Genomic DNA, 18,397 nt, shown 5'->3' on the forward strand with positions numbered 1-18,397 from the left:
GGGGCTGCCGCACCATGGACGGCGTGATCAACAGACTGTGGGGTCGGCGCACCGCCAAGAACAAGAAGAAGCGCGACTGGGCCTACGCCGGCTGTGACGCCTGCGAGTGCGACGGTCCGAACTGCTGCGACCTCGGGCTCTTCTCCTTCCTGCTCACCCTCGGCGCCGCTACCGCCCAGGTCAGCCGGGCACCGGTCGTCGACCGGGCCGGCCGGGCCGCGATCCTCGGCTACCGCCGCTGGCTGTCGCACCGCTGGCCCGGCCAGTGCCGGTTCACCCCGACGTGCAGCGCGTACGGCCTCACCGCCGTCGAGCGGTACGGCCTGGCGGTCGGCGGGCGGATGGCGGCGGACCGGCTGCGCCGCTGCCGACCCGGCGTGCCGCGCGGCACCCACGACCCGGTGCGATAACCGCTCGCCCCGCGTCCCGCCCCGGCGCTACCAAGATGCGGGCCAGTGCTTCGCCCTTTGGGCGGGGGTGAAGGCCTGCGCGGGAGGGCCGTCTCGGCCCGAGCGTGCTCTAGCCTGGCCGGTTGTGAAGACCAAGTGGGCATGCAGTGCGAAAACGCGATGCCTGCCGGTGCGTACGCTTGCGGTTTCTGTCATAGGCCACTGCCAGACTGTCCGATGTGCAGCTTCGGTACAACTACCGCGTCTACCCGACGTCGGGTCAACGGGAAGCGCTGGCGCGGGCGTTCGGGTGCGCGCGGGTGGTGTTCAATGACGCGCTGCGCGCACGACAGGCAGCCCGGGAGCAGGGCCTGCCCTACATCTCCGACGGGGACCTGTCCAAGCGGGTGATTACCGAGGCGAAGACGACGCCGCAGCGGGCGTGGCTGGGTGAGGTGTCGGCGGTGGTGTTGCAGCAGGCCCTCGCCGATCTGAACCTCGCGTACCGCAACTTCTTCGCATCCCTGTCCGGAAAGCGGAAGGGGCGCAAGGTGGCCCCGCCGCGGTTCCGGTCGCGCAAGGACAACCGGCAGGCTATCCGGTTCACCGCGAACGCCCGATTCAAGGTGCTGGATAACGGTCGGCTGCGGCTGCCGAAGATTGGTGATCTGGCGGTGCGGTGGTCGCGGGCGTTGCCCGCGACACCGAGTTCGGTGACGATCGTCATGGACGCGGCGGGCCGGTACTTCGCCTCGTTCGTCGTCCAGGCCGGCGACGAGCCGCTGCCGCCGGCCGAGGCCGAGGTGGGCATCGACCTGGGTCTGACCCACTTCGCGGTCCTGTCCGACGGCACGAAGGTCGCGGCGCCGCGATTCCTGCGAAAAGCCGCCCGCAAGCTGCGCCGGTTGCAGCAGGCGCTGTCGCGTAAGCAGCGGGGCAGCAACAACCGCACGAAGGCCGTCGTCACGGTGGCGAAGGCGCACGCCCGGGTGGCTGACACGAGGCGAGACTGGCAGCACAAGCTCTCGATCCAGATCATCCGCGACAACCAAGCGGTGTACGTCGAGGACCTGTGTGTTACCGGCCTTGCCCGGACCCGCCTGGCGAGGTCGGTGCACGACGCCGGCTGGGCCGGCTTCACCGCGATGTTGGAGTACAAGGCCGCCCGGTACGGGCGCACCTTCGCCAAGATCGATCGGTTCGCGCCCACGTCGCAGACGTGCTCGGTGTGCGGCCGGCTCGACGGTCCCAAGCCGCTGAACGTCCGGTCGTGGACCTGCCCGTGCGGTGCGGTCCACGACCGGGACGTCAACGCGGCCATCAACGTGCTCGCGGCGGGACGCGCCGAGAGCCTAAACGCCTGTGGAGCGCAGGTAAGACCGGCACCCGTGCCGGCACCGCGCCGGGAAGCAGGAATCCGCCCACGTGCTGCGCCCTGTTCCACGCGCAGCACGGAGGGAACCCCTGTCCCTTTAGGGCGGGGAGAACGTCAAGGTCGGCGACCGTGACCCGCACCGTGACCCTCGTCCTGGTCGACCCCGCCGGCCGGCTGCTCGGGGCACTGCCTCCGTACGAGGTGCCGACCCCCTGGTGGCAGGAGGTCGACGCGGTCGTCTGCGGCGCTCCCGTCGAGGTCGCGGTGCTGCGGCTGCTGTCCGGCGTCAGCGACCGGCCAGGATCGGCGGCGCGGTGACGTATCTGGCCGAGGTGGCCGCCCCACCCGCCGTACCGCTGCGACCGGTGGACCTGGAACTCGCGTCGCACCCGCTGCGCGCGCTCTACGCCAAGCCGGGCGGACCGGCCGCCACCGTCGGGTGGGCCACCGCCGCCCTCGACCGCCTCGGCCGGCCGGCGAAGGAGGCAGCACAGCGGCGCACCTGGAACCTGTCCGCGATCTGGCGACTCGACGGTCCGCGCGGCCCGGTCTGGCTCAAGCAGGTGCCCGGTTTCTTCCGGCACGAGGCGGCGGTGCTGCGCCGGCTCGGCGCGATCACGCCCGGCCTGGTGCCGCCGCTGCTCGCCGCGGACGACGACGGCCGGATGCTGCTCGACCACGTGCCGGGGGAGGACCGCTACGGGGCGGACCCCGCCGAACGTCACGCCATCGCCGCCGACCAGCACACCCTCCAGGTACGCGCGCTGCCCCTCGTCGACGACCTGGTGGCGGCCGGGGTGCCCGACCTGCGCGGCGCCGCCCTGGCCCGCTGGATCCGCGCCGCGCTCGCCCTGCACCACGCCGACGCCGTGCTGGACGGGCTGGAGGAGCGGCTGGCGCGGGCCCGGCGGTGCGGCGTGCCGGACACCCTGGTGCACGGGGACCTGCACCCCGGCAACGTCCGCAGCGACGGTGACCGGCGGGTCATCATCGACTGGGGTGACTCGTTCGTCGGGCACCCGGCCTTCGACATCCTGGTACTGACCATCGGGCTTCCGCCCGACGCGTCGGGCGCCCTGGTGGCCGCGTGGTGCGCCCGGTGGCGGGCCGACGTGCCCGGCTGCGAGCCGGAACGGGCCGTGGAGCTGCTGCGGCCGGTCGCGGCACTGCGGTCGGCGGCCGTGTACGCGGCCTTCCTCGCCGCGATCGAGCCGAGCGAGCGGGTGTACCACGAGGCCGACGTGCCGCACTGGCTGGCGCAGGCCGCCACCCTGCTCGGGCGGGGCTGAGCCGTGGAGATCCGGGCGGGAATCCGGCTAGGCCAGCTTGGTCACTCGGGGGCGTGGCAGACGGCCTCGACGTTGTTGCCGTCCGGGTCGCGGACGAACGCGCCGAAGTAGGTGGGGTGGTACTCCGGCCAGAGCCGGGGTGCGTGCAGCACCTCGGCGCCGGCGGCGACCGCGGCGTCGTGGAACGCCTGCACGGCGGCCCGGTCCGGCGCGGTGAACGCGATGTGCGCCTCGCGCGCCTCACCGCCGGTGTTCACCGGGCCGAGCCAGAAGTCGGGGCTGTCGGTGCCGTACCCGATGACCGGGCCGAACTCCATCACCCGGCGACCGCCGAGCGGGGCCAGGACGGCGTCGTAGAAGGCGGCGCTGGCCGCCACGTCACGGGCCTGGATGGACAGGTGGTCGAGCATGGGTGCCTCCTGCGGGCGTCGGGTCCGGGTCAGGCTAGAACTCCGCTCCGACACTTTGCCCGCCACGCCCGGCGGCTCGGGCAGAACTTACCGGTAACATCCGTGCTGACCGGGCACCAGCTGAGCCATCGGGAACCCATTGGACGTCAGGCAGGTCTCCTACTTCCTCGCGGTAGCCGAGCACGGTGGCTTCAGTCGGGCGGCCTCGGCGCTCGACGTCGCCCAGCCGACGCTGTCGCAGTCGGTGCGCGCGCTCGAGCGCGAACTCGGCGCCGAGCTGTTCCACCGGGTCCCGCACGGGTTGGTGCTCTCCTACGCGGGCAGGGCCTTCGTCGGCCCGGCCCGCCAGATGCTGCGCGGCATCACCGCCGCCCGCGAGGCGGTGGGGTCGCACGCACGAGCCACGCCGGCCCTCGATCTGGTCGCCGTGCCCGTGCTGGCGGCCTACCCGGGAGCGTCCCTGGTCGGCTCCTTCCGGCGCGAGAATCCGCACATCGTCGTCCACATCGACGAGCCGGAGACCGACGACGGCCTGCACATCCTCGTCCGGGACGGGCACAGCGAGCTGGGCCTGACGCACCTGCCCCTGCCGCACCTCGGGCTCCACGTGGTCGAACTCGGCGTACAGGAGCTGTGGCTGGCGTTCCCGCCCGGCACCGACGTCGGCCCGGGTGACGCCGTGCCGCTGGCCCGGCTGCACGGCGCCGACGTCCTCGGGGTGCCGCGCGGGAGCTGGGAACGGGACGACGTCGAGCGGGCGCTGCGCGATCAGGGCGTCCGCACCCGGCTGGTGGTCGAGGTGGCGCACCCGGAGGCGCTCGCGCCGCTCGTCCTCGGCGGTGCCGGCGCCGCCTTCCTGGTGCGGGAGACCGCGCACTCGGCCGCCTCGCTCGGCGCCGTCGTGCGCCCGGTCGACCCGCCGCTGCGGCAGGCGTACGGGCTGGTGCACCGGCCCGGTCCACTGTCGCCGGCCGCCCGCGCGTTCGTGGCACACGCCCGCGCCGTGTGCGGGGCGGGGCGATGACGGTCGACCTGCGCCAGCTGGAGTACTTCCTCGCCGTGGTCGACCACGGCGGCGTCACCCGCGCGGCCGCGGCCATCCGCATCGCCCAGCCGTCCCTGTCGCAGGCGATCCGGGGGCTGGAACGCGAACTCGGCATCGAGCTGTTCCACCGCACCGGGCGCGGCCTGGTCCTCACCGTCGGCGGCGAGGCGCTGGTCGCCCCGGCCCGACAGGTCCTTCAGGACGCCACCGCCGCCCGGGCCGCGGTCGCCGACGTGGTGAACCTGCGCACCGGACGGCTCGACATCGCCGCGCACGCCGCACTGACCGTCGACCCCCTCACCCCGGCGATCGCCACCCTGCGGCGACGCTTCCCCGGCATCGCGGTGCGCGTGTTGGAGCCCCGCGACGACGAGGACCTGGCCCGGCTCGTCCGCGACGGAAGCTGCGAGCTGGCCCTGACGTACCTGCCCATCCCCGACCTCCGGCTGCCCGTGCGGGAGCTGGGCGCACAGCAGGTGTGGGCGGTGCTGCCGCCCGGCACGCCCGCCCCCGACGGGCCGCTGCCGCTGCGGGCGCTCCAGGACACCCCGGTGATCGACATCCAGGGGCACAGCGCGCTGCGCGCGACGGTCCTGGCCGCGCTCGCCACGGCCGGTGTGCGGATGCGTCGCGCGGCGGTGACCCGGCACCGCGAGGCGGTCGTACCCATGGTCCTGGCCCAGGCCGGCGCCGCGTTCCTGACCCGGTGGTACGCCGACGAGGCGGCCCGCGGCGGGGCCGTCGTGCGGGCGCTGGACCCACCGGTGGTCTGCCGGTTCGCCCTGGTCCACCGGTCCGGGCGGCTGTCGCCGGCCGCCCAGGCCCTGCTGGAACTGCTGCCCGGGCCGGAGTAGACCGGCCAGGCCGTGAGGCCGTGGGGTGCACGCCGCCAGCCATAGCCGCCGCCTATGGGGCGGGTGACGGCTCGTCTTTGATTTCGCCGGCCCGCCGGTCTTCGATCAGTGGACCCCACCCGCGTCCGGTCCGCGACGCCGCTCCTCCCCTTCGACAGCGAGGAACCATGGCCCAACTGTCGCTGGCCTCCGTCCTGGCCGAGTCCGCCCGGCGCCGACCCGCGCATCCCGCGATCGTCTGCGGCGACGAACGCGTCACGTACGCGGAGCTGTGGGCGCAGACCCGGGGCTACGCCGCGGCGCTGGCCGAGCGGGGGGTACGCCCCGGTGACCATGTCGCGCTCATGGCCGCGAACGTGCCGGACTTTCCGCGCGCCTACTACGCGATCCTCTCGCTCGGCGCGGTCGTGGTGCCGATCCACCTGCTGTTGACCGCGGAGGAGGTGGCGTTCGTCCTGCGCGACAGCCACGCCCGTGCCCTGGTGCACGGCGGCGGTGACCCGGCGACGGCCGTGAAGGCGGCGGAGCTGGCCGGAATACCGGCGGTCGGACTGGATCCGGCCGATCCGGACTCGCTGGTCGCGGCGGCCGCCCGGCTGGCGCCGAGGCCCGGGCTGGTGCCGACCGCGCCGGACGACCCCGCCGTGGTGCTCTACACCAGCGGCACCACGGGTCGACCGAAGGGCGCGGTGCTGACCCATTTCAACCTGACGATGAACGCCACCGTCAACGCCTTCGACGACCTCGGGGTACGCCGCGACGACGTGCTGCTCGGCTGCCTGCCGCTGTTCCACAGCTTCGGGCAGACCGCCGCGATGAACACCGCGTTCCGCGCCGCCGCCACGCTCGTGCTCCAGCCGCGCTTCGACCCGGTCCAAGCGTTGGAGCTGATGGTCGCGCATGACGTGACGGCGTTCCTCGGCGTGCCCACCATGTACATCGCGCTGCTCGACGCGGCCCGCAGGGGCGCACCGCGCCCGTCCCTGCGGCTGTGCGTCTCCGGCGGCGCGTCGCTGCCGCTCAGCGTGCTCGACGAGGTCGCGGCGACGTTCACGACGACCGTGTACGAAGGCTACGGGCTGTCCGAGACCTCCCCGGTGGCCACCACCAACCAGCCGACCTTCGGCACGCGGCCGGGCACCGTCGGCTGCCCCATCTGGGGCGTCGACGTCGAGGTGGCCCGGGCCGACCGGGAGGACCACGTGGAGCTGCTCCCGCCGGGCGAGATCGGCGAGATCGTCATCCGTGGGCACAACATCTTCGCCGGCTACCTCGGCCAGCCACGGGCGACCGCGGAGGTCCTCCGGGACGGCTGGTTCCGCACGGGCGACATCGGCACCCGGGACGAGGCCGGGTTCGTCACGATCGTCGACCGGAAGAAGGACCTCATCATCCGGGGCGGATTCAACGTCTACCCGCGGGAGGTCGAGGAGGCGCTGCTGCGCCACCCGGCGATCGGGCAGGTCGCGGTGGTCGGCGTACCCCATCCGACGCACGGCGAAGAGGTCTGCGCGGTCGTCATCCCGGCAACGGAGGTGACCGCGGACGAGATCATCGATTGGGCGCGCGAGCAGGTGGGCCGCCACATGTATCCGAGGCGGGTCGAGTTCGTCGACGAGTTCCCGTTGGGTCCGAGCATGAAGGTCCTCAAGCGGGAGCTACGGTGGCGCTTCGCGCAGGACCGGACGCCCTGACCTGCTGAAGACCCCGCACGTGACCGTCGTCGACCAGTGATGGAAGGAGTTCCCGTGGCCCGATCCCCCCTCGACCCCGCGGTCGCCCGCGCCGCGTGGCGCCGCGCCGAACCGATCCACGCCATGATCTATTTCGCCCCCGAGGCGCGGCAACGGTACGAGGCGCTGGGGCTGGACGGCCTGACGGGCTACTTCGCGTCCCGGTCGGCCGCGTTCGGTGCGGTGCCGGCCGAGCCGGTCGTCGCGACGTTCTTCAACTTCAAGCCCGCACTGGTACGCGCGGCGCTGCCCGCCGCGTGGGAGCGGGCAGACCCGCCGGCCGTGCTGCGGGCCCGCCTGGACGCCGCGGACGCGGCCCTGAGCCGGGCCTTCTCGGCTCTGGAGGACGCAGCGGTGACCGTCGCCGAGGCGGCCGGGCTGGCGCGCCGGGCCGCCGAGTCGGCGTGCGAGCAGCTGCCCGGGCGTCCGCTGTTCGCCGCGCACGCGGCGCTGCCGTGGCCGGAGGAGCCGCAGCTGGTGCTCTGGCACGCGCAGACGCTGCTGCGCGAGTTCCGTGGCGACGGGCACGTGAACGCCCTCGTCGTCGCCGGCGTCACCGGCCTCGACGCGCTCGTGCTGCACGCGGCGACCGGTGACGTACCGGTGCGGTTCCTGCTTCGCAGTCGCGGCTGGACCGTCGACGAGTGGGCGGCGGCGGTGGACGGGCTGCGGTCCCGGGGTCTGATCGCCGACGGTGGCGCCGACGACCTCGCGCTCACCGACGCCGGCCGGGAGTTGCGTCAGTCGGTCGAGGACCGGACCGACGCGCTCGCCGAACCGGCGTACCGGGTGCTCGGCGAGGACGGGTGTGCGCGGCTCGCGGAAGCGGCGCGGCCGCTCAGCCGCGCCGTCGTCGACGCCGGGCTGCTGAACCTGAAGGCCACACCCACCGCGGGATGACCGGACTCGCCGGCGCTCCATCGCCGGCGGACCTCCTCGACGAGTGCCTCGGGCCGGTACCGGTTCAGCGTCTCCACCGCTTGGCGGAGCGCGGTCACCCGCAGCGCCAGTCCCTCGAACGGTGCCGGCCTGATGGCGCCACTGGTCGGCGTCGGCACGACAGATCCTGGTGCCAGCGGGCAGTCGTGGGCCCGGCGCCATCGCGCTCTTTCACCCTCCTTCCACAGTGCTTCCACGCTCGACCGGAACAGTCGACGTCATCGATTGACGCCGTCACCCCCGGCCGGGGGTGACCGGTCACGACGGGAGGCCCGTGCCGCCCACCGTGGCCAGACAAGCGGGGAAGGACTGATCACCGTGTGCGCAACGCCGACCGTGGCCGTCGTGAGGGAGCTGATCGCGCGATGACCAGAAAGCCGCACCTACGCACCCTCGCCATGGCAGCCGCCGTGTTGACGGCGGTCTCCCTGCCGGCCACCCCGGTCGCGGCGCGAACCTCCGCCGAGGCGGCCGTCCCGGCCGCGGCGGCGGTGGTTCCCATCGCCGCCGCCGAGGTCCGCAACTACGCCTGGTTCAACAGCAAGGCCGAGTTCCCGGACATGCACAGAGGGGTCGGCGCCCACGTGGCGCGGTTGATCAACGCGACGCCGCGGGGGGCGACGCTGTCGCTCACTCTCTACTTCTTCAACCGCCAGGAGGTGCTCGACGCCCTCCGCGCCGCGGCCGGGCGAGGCGTACGGGTCCGGATCGTGATCAACGGGAGCCAGGTCTGGGCCGGCGACGCCTTCTACCAGGCGCTGAAGGCGGCTCCGGGAATCACGCTCGTGGAGTGCGGTACGAGGCGCGCCGACAAGCAGTCGACCCGTGGTTGCATGACCGACCGGACGGGACCGTCGCCGCTGGGGAACCCGCCGCTGATGCACGACAAGTTCATGACCATCTCCAGCGTGCGGCTGGCCGGCGGCGGTACGGCGAACAACGTCCTCTACGTGTCCTCGGCCAACCTCGACTACTACGCGGCCTACGAGAACGCGATCACCATCAGCCACGAGGGCCTGTACGCGGACTACCTGCGGTACTTCAACAGCCTGCTGGCCCACGGCAGGTCCGGGGCGAGTGACGACAACGCGGGCCGGACCTATGCGGCCGGCGCGCACCGCCTCTACACCTTCCCCCGCCGCGAAGCGGCCGGCAGCACGCCGGGCAGCGGAAGCAACGACCCGATCGTGAGCATCCTGAAGGGCCTCAGCTGCTCCGGGTCGACGACGGTCGACCTGGCGAACTTCCGGATCCAGCGCCGCGCCGTGGTGAACGCGCTCATCGCCGCCCGCAAGCGCGGGTGCCAGGTGCGGATCGTCACCGGCGCCAAGTCCGGTGCCCCGCACGACAAGGGCAAACCCATGTCCGCGCTGGTGGACCTCGCCAAGGCCATGCCCGTGCATCTCTGCGGCTACACCGAGAACGACAACGGTGAGCAGCAGGGCATCCCGATGCACGAGAAGTTCATGATCATCCGGCAGGGCAGCCAGTCCACGCTCTACCTGGGCAGCCACAACCTCACTTACCGGGCGCTGCGCCAGAACGACGAGAACATCCTGGCGCTGCGCAACCACCCGCTCGCCACGCCGTTCCAGCAGCGGTTCGAGTCCCACCACAGCACGTGCTGGGTCTACACGCCCGAATCGGGCGTCGCTGCGACGGCCGACGACGAGGCGGCGGCCTGAACCACATCGAGCCCTATCGGATCGGTGCCGGAGTTCGCCGAGGCGGCTCCGGCACCCCGAGGGTGGCGCAACTATGACCGCGCCGCCCACCGCGACGACGGTGCACCCGATGGCAAGGGGGCGGGTGCATCGTCGTCGCGCGGGCTCATGGACCGCCCCGCAGCAGCGTCCGCACTCGATCGGCGTCCGGGTGCGCGATCTCGGTGAGGATGTCCAGGGACTGCCGCCAGGACCGCCGTGCCGCCTCGGGGTCACCACCGGCGTGCTGGGTCTCGCCGAGGTGGCGAAGGGTGACCGCCTCGTTCATCCGGTCGCCGAGCTTCCGATACAGCAGCAGCGCCTGCCGGTAGCAGGCGCTCGCCTGGTGGAGGTCGACCTGGCGGTAGGCGTAGCCGAGGCTGTCCCACGCGCCGGCCATGCCGACCGGGTCGCCGATGCGCTCCAGCAGCGCGAGGGATCGCCGACAGTGCACGATCGCCCGCTCGTGATCGCCGAGCAGAGCCAGACACCACCCCACCGAGTTCAGCGTGTTCGCCTCGCCCCGCAGGTGACCGGCGCGCTGGAACAGTCCCAGCGCGTGCTCGTCGTGTCGCAGCGCCCCGGCGACGTCGCCCTGCTGCTCGGACAACCAGCCGAGGCTGCGATAGGTGAAACCCTGTCCGACGAGGTCACCGAGGCCGTCGAACAGCTCCAGCGCCTGCCGGTAGTGCTCCTGGGCCTCGTCGTACCGACGCAGCCGCACGTGCGCGCCGCCCACGATCCGGTGCGCCTCCGCCTCGGCCGCCCGGTCGCCCTGCCGTCGTGCGGCGGCCACCCCGGCCAGACCGGCCCGGACCCAGTCCGACCAGTGCCCACGCCGGGCGAAGAAGTTCGCCAGGGCCCACGCCAGCCGCCACACGTGCCCGTCGAGGCCCGCGCCCGCCGCCTGGTCCACCCCGGCCAGCAGAGCCGCGTGCTCCGCACCGAACCAGGCCAGCGCCGCCTCCCGGTTCGCGAACACCTCCGGCGTCACCCCGCCGGCCGCGTCCGGTGGCGCCAGGGGGTCGCGGTGCGGCCAGAGCAACGCGTCGGCGGCGAGCGCGGTGCGCAGGTAGTGGTCCAGCACCCGCCGCACCGCCGCCGGCCGCTCGCCGTCGTCCCGGCCCAGCTCATCCGCGTACGCGCGGAGCAGGTCGTGTAGCGCGTACCGGCCGGGGGTTTGCTCCACGACCAGGTGGGCCGCGGCCAGCTCGCGCAGCTCGGGCCGTACCCGATCGGGTGGCCGGCCGGCGAGGCTGGCCGCGGTGGCGACCGTGACCTCCGGGCCGGGATGCGCCGCCAGCAACCGGAACAGCCGCGCCGCCGGCGGCGCCAGACTCCGGTACGACCAGGAGAAGACCGCGCGTACGTCGGCGGCGGTGTCGCCTGCGGCGAACGCGTCCAGGCCCCGGGCGGCCCGCAGCTCCCCGGCCAGCGCGTCGAGCGTGAACTCGGGGTGGGTGGCCGCGCGGGCGGCGACGATGGCCAGGGCCAGCGGAAGCCGGCCGCACGACGTGACGATCCGCCGCACCGCCGCCGGCTCCTCAGCCATCCGCGCGGGGCCGACCCGGCGGGCGATCAGCTCGCGGGATTCGGTCTCGGTGAGCAGGTCGAGCCGCAGCGGGCGGGCGCCCTCGGCGACCACCAGGCCGGAGAGCTGGTTGCGGCTGACCACCACCGTGGCGCAGCCGGCCGCGCCGGGCAGCAGCGGGCGCACCTGCTCGGCGTCGCGGACGTTGTCGAGTACCACCAGCACCCGCCGGTCGGCCAGCAGGCCGCGGTAGAGGCCGACCTGCGCGTCGAGGGTTGCCGGCACCCGTTCGGGCGGCACCCCGAGCGCGTCGAGGAAGCCGCGTACCGCCTCACCCGCGCTCATCGGCGCGCCCGTCGGATCGAACCCGCGCATGCCGACGTACAGCTGCCCGTCCGGGAAGTCGTCGCGTACCGCGTGGGCCAGCCGGATCGCGAAGAGCGTCTTGCCGACGCCCGCCGCGCCGTTGACCAGCACGGTCGGCGGGCCGTCCGCCGCGGAGCGCAGCAGCTCGCGGGCGGCGACGAGCGCGGCGGTCCGGCCCACGAACTGGGGTGGGTCGGGTGGAAGCAGGGAAGGTCGGACCGGCTTGGCGTGGTCCGCCGGTCGTCGTGGCGACGGTAGTCGCCGGTGCAGGATGTCCCGGTGGAGTTCCTCGAGCTCGGGGTCGTCCAGGCCGCGCTCCCGCAGCAGGACCAGCCCATTCCGGCACACCTCCGCGGCCTCGTCCACCCGCTGCTCGGCATAGAGCGACAGGGCGAGCAGCTGCCTGACGGCCTCGTCGTAGGGGTCGTCGGCGAGCGCGCCGGCGAGTTGGGCGATCGCCTCGGCGTGGCGGTCGAGAGCGGTGAGGGCTTGCGCGTAATAACGTCGCGCCGCCCGGCGGGTGGCGTCGAGCCGGGCGATCCTCGGCAGGACGAACGGGCGGTCCGACACGTCGGCGAAGGCAGGGCCGCGCCAGAGCGCCAGTGCCTGGGGGAGCAGGGCGGCGGCTCGTTCGGTCAGGTCCGGCTCACCGGCGGAGACCAGGCGGCGGGCCTCGGCGCACCAGGTCTCGAAGCGGTGGGCGTCGACCGCATCCTTCGGGGCGTCGAGCCGGTAGGCGGCGCCGGCGCCCGAGCCGACGGTCACCAGTGTTTTTTGATCTTCGATCGCCAGGGCCCGGCGGAGGTGTGACACATGGCTGCGCAGCGTGGCTCGCGCGCCGGGCGGAGGGGACCCGGCCCACATCAGGTCGACGACCCGGTTTGCCGGGACGGCCGAGCCGGCCTCGACGAGCAGGATCGACAACAGTTCCACGAGCTTCGGTCCCAGCCGTACCCGTTGCTGGTCGCGCTCCACCTGTACGGGACCGAGAACATTGATCCGCAACATGCAGCACTCACGCTCCCGTCCACCTCGCCCGCCTGATTACCGTAGTGGCGGGTTCGGTCACTGGGGGTGCTCCACTGTGGTGTCTCGGATGTTGGTCCGCACCCTGCGCTGATCCCCGTCGACCGATCCGCCCTGCCGGAGAGGGTGGAGTTCATGACCGCAGGTTCAACTCCACGCAGCAGGCACCGGGGCGGGGGGCCAGGCGGGCCGCGACATCGGCGGCGCCCAGCCCTTCGAGCAGGCCGGTGAGGAAGGCGTGGTTCAGCCCGCAGACCAGTGCGGTGTGCCGGGTGGCCAGGGCGTGGAACGGGCAGTTGTGCAGCAGCACCCGCCGCTGCGCGTCGGAACGCGGCTCGAATCCGAGGCCGCCCAGCGCCGACAGGACGTCGCACCCGTCCTCGGCCAGTCCGGCGCCCAGGCTGCGGCCGCGCTGTCCGGCGAGCCGACGCGCGGCGTCGTCGGCGTGGGCCGGGTCGTCGACGACCGCGTCGGCGAGGATCTCGGCGATCAGTTCGTAGCGGCGTTCCGGGACCGTGACGGCGAGACCGTCCCCCGCCGGCTCGTACACCTTGGGGCTGCGGCCCCGGCCTCTCGGCTGGTCGGGTGGGGCCTGGTAGCGGGCCCGCAGCAGGCCGGCGTCGACGAGTTTGTCGAGGTGGAAGGCGGCCAGCCCGCGGGTGATCCCGGTGGCGTCGGCGGCCTCCTCCCGAGTGACCGGGTGGTCCTGGTGGCGCACGTGGTCGTACAGCGCCCGCCGGGACGGATCGGCGAGCGCGGCCACGGCTGTCCATCGGTCCGGCATCCCACCGAGATTATCACCAGCGCCGGCTATTGAAATTCTTCCGCGCCGGGTACAGCATGAATAACGACAACGTTGGTTGGCGAAAACGGGTGGGTGGTCGACATGAAGCCACCCACCGCCCGTCGATGGGAGTAGAGGTGGCCCTCAGTCCGCTACAGGTCGACCGGCGGCCCACCACAAGGGACCTGGTCGCCGCCGAACAGGCCGCGGCCGCGTTCCTGGCGGCACTCGGCGTGAACCTCGACGCCGACGGGCTGGCCGAAACGCCGGGCCGGATGGCCCGCGCCTACGCCGAACTGCTCACCCCGCGCGAATTCCGGCTCACCACCTTCGACAACGACGAGGGCTACGATGAGCTCGTCGTGGCCCGGGGCATCCCGATCCGCTCGGTCTGCGAGCACCACCTGCTGCCGTTCATCGGCGTCGCCCACGTCGGGTACCTGCCCGGCGAGCGGATCCTCGGGCTGTCCAAACTCGCCCGGGTGGCGGAACTCTTCGCCCACGGCCCGCAGGTCCAGGAACGGCTGACCAAGCAGATCGCCGACTGGCTCACCGCCCACCTGCGCCCGAGAGGCGTCGGGGTGGTCGTCGAGGCGCAACACCTGTGCATGACCCTGCGTGGGGTGCAGGCGGTCGGCGCCACGACCATCACCTCCACCCTGCTCGGCGCGCTACGCGACGACTCGCGCTCCCGCGCCGAGTTCTTCACCCTCACCGGAGTCGGCGCCCGCGCCTGACCCGTCCCGCTAGGAGAATCCGTGATCCAGCAGCGTCCGTTCGTGATCGTCGGGGCCGGGCTGGCCGGAGCCAGAGCCGCGCAGACACTCCGCGAGGAGGGGTTCGACGGCAGGATCGTCCTGTTCGGCGAGGAGACCGAGCGCCCGTACGAACGGCCGGCACTGTCCAAGGGCCGGCTGCTGCGCACCAGCGAGCGCGACAGCGTCTACGTGCACGACGCCGGCTGGTACGCCGACCACGACGTCGACCTGCGTACCGACACCCGCGTCACCGCCCTCGACCGCCGGTCCCGACAGGTCACGGTCGCCGACGGGCAGCGCTTCCCGTACGACAGGCTGCTGCTGGCCACCGGGTCACGGGCCCGGACCCTGCCGATTCCCGGCGCGCACCTCGACGGCGTGCTGCGGCTGCGTACCCTCGCCGACAGCGACCGCATCTCCGACGCCCTCGTCGACGGGGCGAACGTCGTCATCGTCGGCGCCGGCTGGATCGGCCTGGAAGTGGCCGCCGCCGCGCGCACCCGCGGCGCCACCGTCAGCGTCGTCGAGACCGCCGACCTGCCCCTGCAGCGCGTCCTCGGCGACCAGCTCGCCACCGTCTTCGCCGACCTGCACCGCGCCCAGGGGGTCACCTTCCACTTCGGTACCCAGGTCCACGAGTTCCAGGGGTCGAACCGGGTCCGCGCGGTACTGCTCGCCGACGGCACCGTCCTGGCCGCCGACCTCGTGGTCCTCGGCGTCGGCGTCCAGCCCAACACCGAACTCGCCGAACAGGCCGGCCTCGCCGTCGACAACGGGGTCCTCGTCGACGACACGCTGCGTACCAGCGACCCGGACATCTGGGCCGCCGGCGACCTGGCCAACGCCCACCACCGGATGCTGGGCACCCGGGTACGGGTCGAGCACTGGGCAAACGCCCTGCACTCCGGGCCCGCCGCCGCCCGCGGCATGCTCGGTCAGGCCGTCAGCTACGACCGGCTGCCCTACTTCTACACGGACCAGTACGAGCTGGGCATGGAGTACACCGGCCACGCCCCGCCCGGCTCCTACGACCGCATCGTCGTCCGCGGCGAGCTCAGCAGCGGCGAGTTCATCGCGTTCTGGACCGCGCAGGGGCGGGTGCTGGCGGGCATGAACGTCAACGTCTGGGAGGTGACCGGCCCGATCGGGCAGCTGATCCGCTCCCGGCAGCCCGTCGACCTCGACCGCCTGGCCGATCCCACCGTCGCCCTCGACAGTCTGATCCGTCGGGGGTGAGCGGACCCCGGCGAGGCGGTCGGCGACGGGCTGGCGGGCGGGAGCCACGGCGGGTTCACCGCCGGTAGGTGTATCAGCGACCCGAAGGGGTACCCGCGCCCGACACATCCCGCCAGAACAGGGTGGTCGCGGTGCCCGTGCCGATGGAGGAACTGTGACCGGGTTGCGTACTGACCTGTACGAGCTGCGGATGGCGGCCAGCTACCTGCGCCGGGACATGGTGGAGCGCGCCACGTTCAGCCTGTTCGTCCGCCGCCTACCGCCGCAGCGTGGCTTCCTGGTGGCCGCCGGGCTGGCCGAGGCGCTGGCGTTCCTGGAAAGCTTCGCGTTCGACGAGGGCGAACTCGGCTACCTGCGCGACACCGTCGGGCTCGACGAAGCGACGCTAGCAGCGCTCGCGGGGCTGCGGTTCACCGGTGACGTGTGGGCAGTACCGGAGGGCCGCGTCGTGTTCGCCGACGAACCGCTGCTGGAGGTCACCGCGCCGATCGCCGAGGCGCAGCTGGTGGAGACCGGCGTGCTGAACCTGATCACCTTCCACACCACGGTGGCCAGCAAGGCCGCCCGATGCCGCCTCGCCGCCGGCGACGCGCAGTTGGTCGACTTCGCGTTCCGCCGCACGCACGGGATCGAGGCCGGTGCGGCCGTGGCGCGGGCGTCCGCGATCGCCGGCTTCGCCGCGACCAGCGACGTCGAGGCCGCTCGACGTTACGGGCTGCTGCCGTCCGGGACGATGGCCCACTCGTACGTCGAGGCGTTCCCCGACGAGCGCGCCGCGTTCCGCGCGTTCGCGACCGACTTCCCGACGAATCCGGTGTTCCTCGTCGACACCTACGACACGCCCGCCGGAGTGCGGGCCGCCGTCGAGGTCATCGCGGAGCTGGGACTGACCGGCCCGGTGGGCGTCCGGCTCGACTCCGGGGATCTCGCCGCGCTGGCCGGGCAGACCCGCGCGATCCTCGACGACGCCGGGCTGACCAAGGCCCAGATCGTGGCCAGCGGCAGCCTCGACGAGGACGTCATCGCGGCGCTTGTCGCCGCGGGCGCACCGATCGACGCGTACGGCGTCGGCACCCGCATGGGCGTCTCGTTCGACGCGCCGTCCCTGGACAGCGCCTACAAGCTGGTGGCCGTCGGCGACCGGCCGGTGCTCAAGCTGTCGCCCGGCAAGGCCACCCTGCCCGGTCCCAAGCAGGTCTTCCGTGATCCCACCGGTGCCGGCGGCGACGTGGTGGGGCTGCGCGACGAACCCCCACCGGGCGACCGCGAGCCGCTGCTCGTGCCGGTCATGCGCGGTGGCCGTCGCCTGGCCGCCGCCGACCCGGCCGGCGAGGTACGCGCCGCGCGCGGCCGGTTCGACGCCGACCTCGCCTGGCTACCCGAGCCGGCGCGCCGGCTGGCGGACCCGGCGCCGCTCACCGCCACCGTCAGCCCGGCCCTCGCCGCGCTGCACGAGCGGGTGGCCGCGCAGGTGGCGCGGGGCGGGACCTACTGACAGCCGGGCCGCTCACGCTGTGGCGCTCCGCGCCAGTGGCAACTCCGGGCTGGCGCATCGGCGCCAGCCCGGAGCAACGGTCGCCTTACCGCAGGGCCAGCACGGCCAGGTAGCCGAGGTGGTCCGAGGCCCACCGGCCGTCGGGGGTCTGCCGCTCGTTGCCGAAGATGAGACTCGACACGGGCACGAGCGCCCCCCGGAACAGGACCATGTCGATGCGGTGCTCGACGGCGTCGGCGGGTTGGTTCAGGTCGTCGCCCAGACCCGCGGTGTAGCCGGGTTCATCCGGATGCAGGATCTCCCACGTGTCCCGCATCCCGCCCGCCACCAGCGCCGCGTAGGCGAGTCGGTTCTCGGCGACGGGCAGGTCGGGACCCGTGTTGAGGTCACCGGCGAGGATGACGTCACCCGGCGCGGTGGCCAGCGGCCCGGCCAGCAGTTCGCGCGCCTGCAGCACCCGGACACCGGGGTGGAAGGCCTCCAGGTGGGTGTTCACGAACCGGAACGGCCGTTGCCCGTGCACCACGTCCACCGCGGTCCAACCGCGGGTGCTGGTCACGGTCCCGCCCGTTGCCGCGAGCGTGAAGGTGAGGTTGTTGGCGAAGGTGCCGGACGAGGAGTCGGTCACCTTCACCCGGCCGCCGTGGCGCACCAGGATCACGTCGCGCATCGTGAGCCGTACGTCGAGGAAGTGCGGCCCGCCCGCGGGCGCCTCCAGATCGGCCTCGGCCTGTACGACCGCGACGTCGTACGCGTGACCGGAACGGCTCAGCTCGCCCATGAGCAGCGCCAGGTAGTCGTACCGGATCTCGGTGGCGGGTGCGGGGTCAGCGAACGTGCCGGTGCGCCACAGGGCGACCTCCTGCAGTCCGACCAGATCCGGCTTGTTCTCGGTGATCTCCCGAGCGAGCAGCTTCGCCCGGGCCGGAAAATCGACCAGGCCGACGTGGCTGAACAGCGCGGAGTTCGCGGCCAGGAACGCGCCCATGGTCGGCGCGCCGATGGACGGCGTCAGATCGCCACCCAGGAACAGGTTCCGGGTCATCACGGTGACTTTGGACTGTCCCTGGGCATGAACGGGCGCGCCGAAAATACCGAGGCTGACCAGTGCGATGGCGGCGGCAAGGGCTACTCTCGCCGCTCGCCAGCGGGAGGTGGTGGGTGTCGGGAGCATCCTCTTCGATCCTCTCTCCCGGCGACTACGCCGGCGTCGGACGTGAGATCGATCCGGTGGTGCGAGGTGGGGACGCGCAAGGGGGCGTCGCGGTGCGTGCACGCTATCGCCGCGCGGACGGTCGGGGATAGGCGTGGATATCGGCGGTTCGGCCCCACCCGCCAACCGGTACGGGTACTCGACGCTGACGTCGGCATCCGCGTCGAGCCAGCGGACGCCGATCAGGGCCGCGGCTGTCGGAGCGGAGCCCGGTCCGGTCGGGTGCCCGCCTGCGCCGACGGCGACGCTCG

General features: G+C 73.1%; 16 protein-coding genes. 12 read left to right on the forward strand and 4 right to left on the reverse strand.

Annotated features, from left to right (window positions below; translation table 11 throughout):
- Nucleotides 1-23: 23 nt before the first annotated feature.
- From yidD to ACTMS9_RS05640, 4 genes are all read left to right on the forward strand, one after another.
- Nucleotides 24-410 carry a membrane protein insertion efficiency factor YidD gene (yidD, locus tag ACTMS9_RS05625; protein ID WP_441164286.1) on the forward strand — a complete coding sequence of 129 codons (387 nt, stop codon included), beginning with the start codon at nucleotides 24-26 and terminating at the stop codon, nucleotides 408-410.
- Nucleotides 411-628: 218 nt separating this feature from the next.
- The gene (locus tag ACTMS9_RS05630; protein ID WP_441164287.1) at nucleotides 629-1,897 is read left to right on the forward strand and encodes an RNA-guided endonuclease InsQ/TnpB family protein; all 1,269 of its coding nucleotides are present in this window, start codon (nucleotides 629-631) and stop codon (nucleotides 1,895-1,897) included.
- The gene (locus ACTMS9_RS05635; RefSeq protein WP_441164288.1) at nucleotides 1,894-2,082 is read left to right on the forward strand and encodes a hypothetical protein; all 189 of its coding nucleotides are present in this window, start codon (nucleotides 1,894-1,896) and stop codon (nucleotides 2,080-2,082) included. The genes ACTMS9_RS05630 and ACTMS9_RS05635 overlap by 4 nt, the downstream gene beginning before the upstream one ends.
- Nucleotides 2,079-3,053 (forward strand): phosphotransferase family protein, encoded by a 975-nt coding sequence (locus ACTMS9_RS05640; RefSeq protein WP_441164289.1) that lies wholly within the window; start codon nucleotides 2,079-2,081, stop codon nucleotides 3,051-3,053. The genes ACTMS9_RS05635 and ACTMS9_RS05640 overlap by 4 nt, the downstream gene beginning before the upstream one ends.
- Nucleotides 3,054-3,094: 41 nt before the next feature.
- Here the strand turns inward: ACTMS9_RS05640 and ACTMS9_RS05645 are convergent, their stop codons facing one another.
- On the reverse strand, nucleotides 3,095-3,463 hold the full coding sequence (locus ACTMS9_RS05645; protein ID WP_441146893.1) for a VOC family protein: 369 nt from the start codon (nucleotides 3,461-3,463) through the stop codon (nucleotides 3,095-3,097).
- 139 nt (nucleotides 3,464-3,602) lie between these two features.
- Between ACTMS9_RS05645 and ACTMS9_RS05650 the strand changes: the two genes are divergently transcribed.
- The 5 genes from ACTMS9_RS05650 to ACTMS9_RS05670 all read left to right on the forward strand — a co-directional run bounded on the left by ACTMS9_RS05650 (nucleotide 3,603) and on the right by ACTMS9_RS05670 (nucleotide 9,719).
- The gene (locus ACTMS9_RS05650; RefSeq protein WP_441164290.1) at nucleotides 3,603-4,487 is read left to right on the forward strand and encodes a LysR family transcriptional regulator; all 885 of its coding nucleotides are present in this window, start codon (nucleotides 3,603-3,605) and stop codon (nucleotides 4,485-4,487) included.
- Nucleotides 4,484-5,362 carry a LysR family transcriptional regulator gene (locus ACTMS9_RS05655; protein WP_441164291.1) on the forward strand — a complete coding sequence of 293 codons (879 nt, stop codon included), beginning with the start codon at nucleotides 4,484-4,486 and terminating at the stop codon, nucleotides 5,360-5,362. The genes ACTMS9_RS05650 and ACTMS9_RS05655 overlap by 4 nt, the downstream gene beginning before the upstream one ends.
- 167 nt (nucleotides 5,363-5,529) lie before the next feature.
- Nucleotides 5,530-7,056, forward strand: a complete 1,527-nt coding sequence (locus tag ACTMS9_RS05660) for a long-chain-fatty-acid--CoA ligase (protein WP_441164292.1) — start codon at nucleotides 5,530-5,532, stop codon at nucleotides 7,054-7,056.
- A 54-nt stretch (nucleotides 7,057-7,110) separates the two neighbouring features.
- Nucleotides 7,111-7,995 (forward strand): SCO6745 family protein, encoded by an 885-nt coding sequence (locus tag ACTMS9_RS05665; protein WP_441164293.1) that lies wholly within the window; start codon nucleotides 7,111-7,113, stop codon nucleotides 7,993-7,995.
- Nucleotides 7,996-8,399: 404 nt separating this feature from the next.
- A complete protein-coding gene (locus ACTMS9_RS05670) occupies nucleotides 8,400-9,719 on the forward strand; it encodes a phospholipase D-like domain-containing protein (RefSeq protein ID WP_441164294.1) in 1,320 nt (439 codons plus the stop codon).
- A gap of 145 nt (nucleotides 9,720-9,864) precedes the next feature.
- Here ACTMS9_RS05670 and ACTMS9_RS05675 read toward each other — a convergent pair whose 3' ends face one another.
- Complete coding sequence (locus ACTMS9_RS05675) at nucleotides 9,865-12,642, reverse strand: BTAD domain-containing putative transcriptional regulator (protein ID WP_441164295.1); 2,778 nt, start codon at nucleotides 12,640-12,642, stop codon at nucleotides 9,865-9,867.
- A gap of 151 nt (nucleotides 12,643-12,793) precedes the next feature.
- Nucleotides 12,794-13,444 carry a helix-turn-helix transcriptional regulator gene (locus ACTMS9_RS05680; RefSeq protein WP_441164296.1) on the reverse strand — a complete coding sequence of 217 codons (651 nt, stop codon included), beginning with the start codon at nucleotides 13,442-13,444 and terminating at the stop codon, nucleotides 12,794-12,796.
- Nucleotides 13,445-13,581: 137 nt separating this feature from the next.
- On the opposite strand from ACTMS9_RS05680, the gene folE reads away from it, so the two are divergent.
- From folE to ACTMS9_RS05695, 3 genes are all read left to right on the forward strand, one after another.
- A complete protein-coding gene (gene folE, locus ACTMS9_RS05685) occupies nucleotides 13,582-14,181 on the forward strand; it encodes a GTP cyclohydrolase I FolE (RefSeq protein WP_441164297.1) in 600 nt (199 codons plus the stop codon).
- 21 nt (nucleotides 14,182-14,202) lie between these two features.
- Nucleotides 14,203-15,438, forward strand: coding sequence for an NAD(P)/FAD-dependent oxidoreductase (locus ACTMS9_RS05690; RefSeq protein ID WP_441164298.1), 1,236 nt, complete (start codon nucleotides 14,203-14,205; stop codon nucleotides 15,436-15,438).
- 154 nt (nucleotides 15,439-15,592) lie between these two features.
- Nucleotides 15,593-16,933, forward strand: coding sequence for a nicotinate phosphoribosyltransferase (locus ACTMS9_RS05695; protein ID WP_441164299.1), 1,341 nt, complete (start codon nucleotides 15,593-15,595; stop codon nucleotides 16,931-16,933).
- Between the two features lie 85 nt (nucleotides 16,934-17,018).
- On the opposite strand, the gene ACTMS9_RS05700 is transcribed toward ACTMS9_RS05695, so the two are convergent.
- Entirely contained in the window at nucleotides 17,019-17,978 is a 960-nt protein-coding gene (locus tag ACTMS9_RS05700; RefSeq protein ID WP_441164300.1) for an endonuclease/exonuclease/phosphatase family protein, read from the reverse strand.
- Nucleotides 17,979-18,397 lie beyond the last annotated feature (419 nt).

It is taken from the genome of Micromonospora sp. L31, assembly GCF_052068075.1.
Taxonomy (GTDB): domain Bacteria; phylum Actinomycetota; class Actinomycetes; order Mycobacteriales; family Micromonosporaceae; genus Micromonospora; species Micromonospora purpureochromogenes.

Coding starts and splice junctions, on each gene's coding strand:
- ACTMS9_RS05645 (WP_441146893.1), bottom strand. CDS start 3,463: ATGCTCGACCACCTGTCCATCCAGGCCCGTGACGTGGCGGCCAGCGCC.
- ACTMS9_RS05655 (WP_441164291.1), top strand. CDS start 4,484: ATGACGGTCGACCTGCGCCAGCTGGAGTACTTCCTCGCCGTGGTCGAC.
- ACTMS9_RS05660 (WP_441164292.1), top strand. CDS start 5,530: ATGGCCCAACTGTCGCTGGCCTCCGTCCTGGCCGAGTCCGCCCGGCGC.
- ACTMS9_RS05670 (WP_441164294.1), top strand. CDS start 8,400: ATGACCAGAAAGCCGCACCTACGCACCCTCGCCATGGCAGCCGCCGTG.
- ACTMS9_RS05675 (WP_441164295.1), bottom strand. CDS start 12,642: ATGTTGCGGATCAATGTTCTCGGTCCCGTACAGGTGGAGCGCGACCAG.
- ACTMS9_RS05680 (WP_441164296.1), bottom strand. CDS start 13,444: ATGCCGGACCGATGGACAGCCGTGGCCGCGCTCGCCGATCCGTCCCGG.
- ACTMS9_RS05700 (WP_441164300.1), bottom strand. CDS start 17,978: ATGACCCGGAACCTGTTCCTGGGTGGCGATCTGACGCCGTCCATCGGC.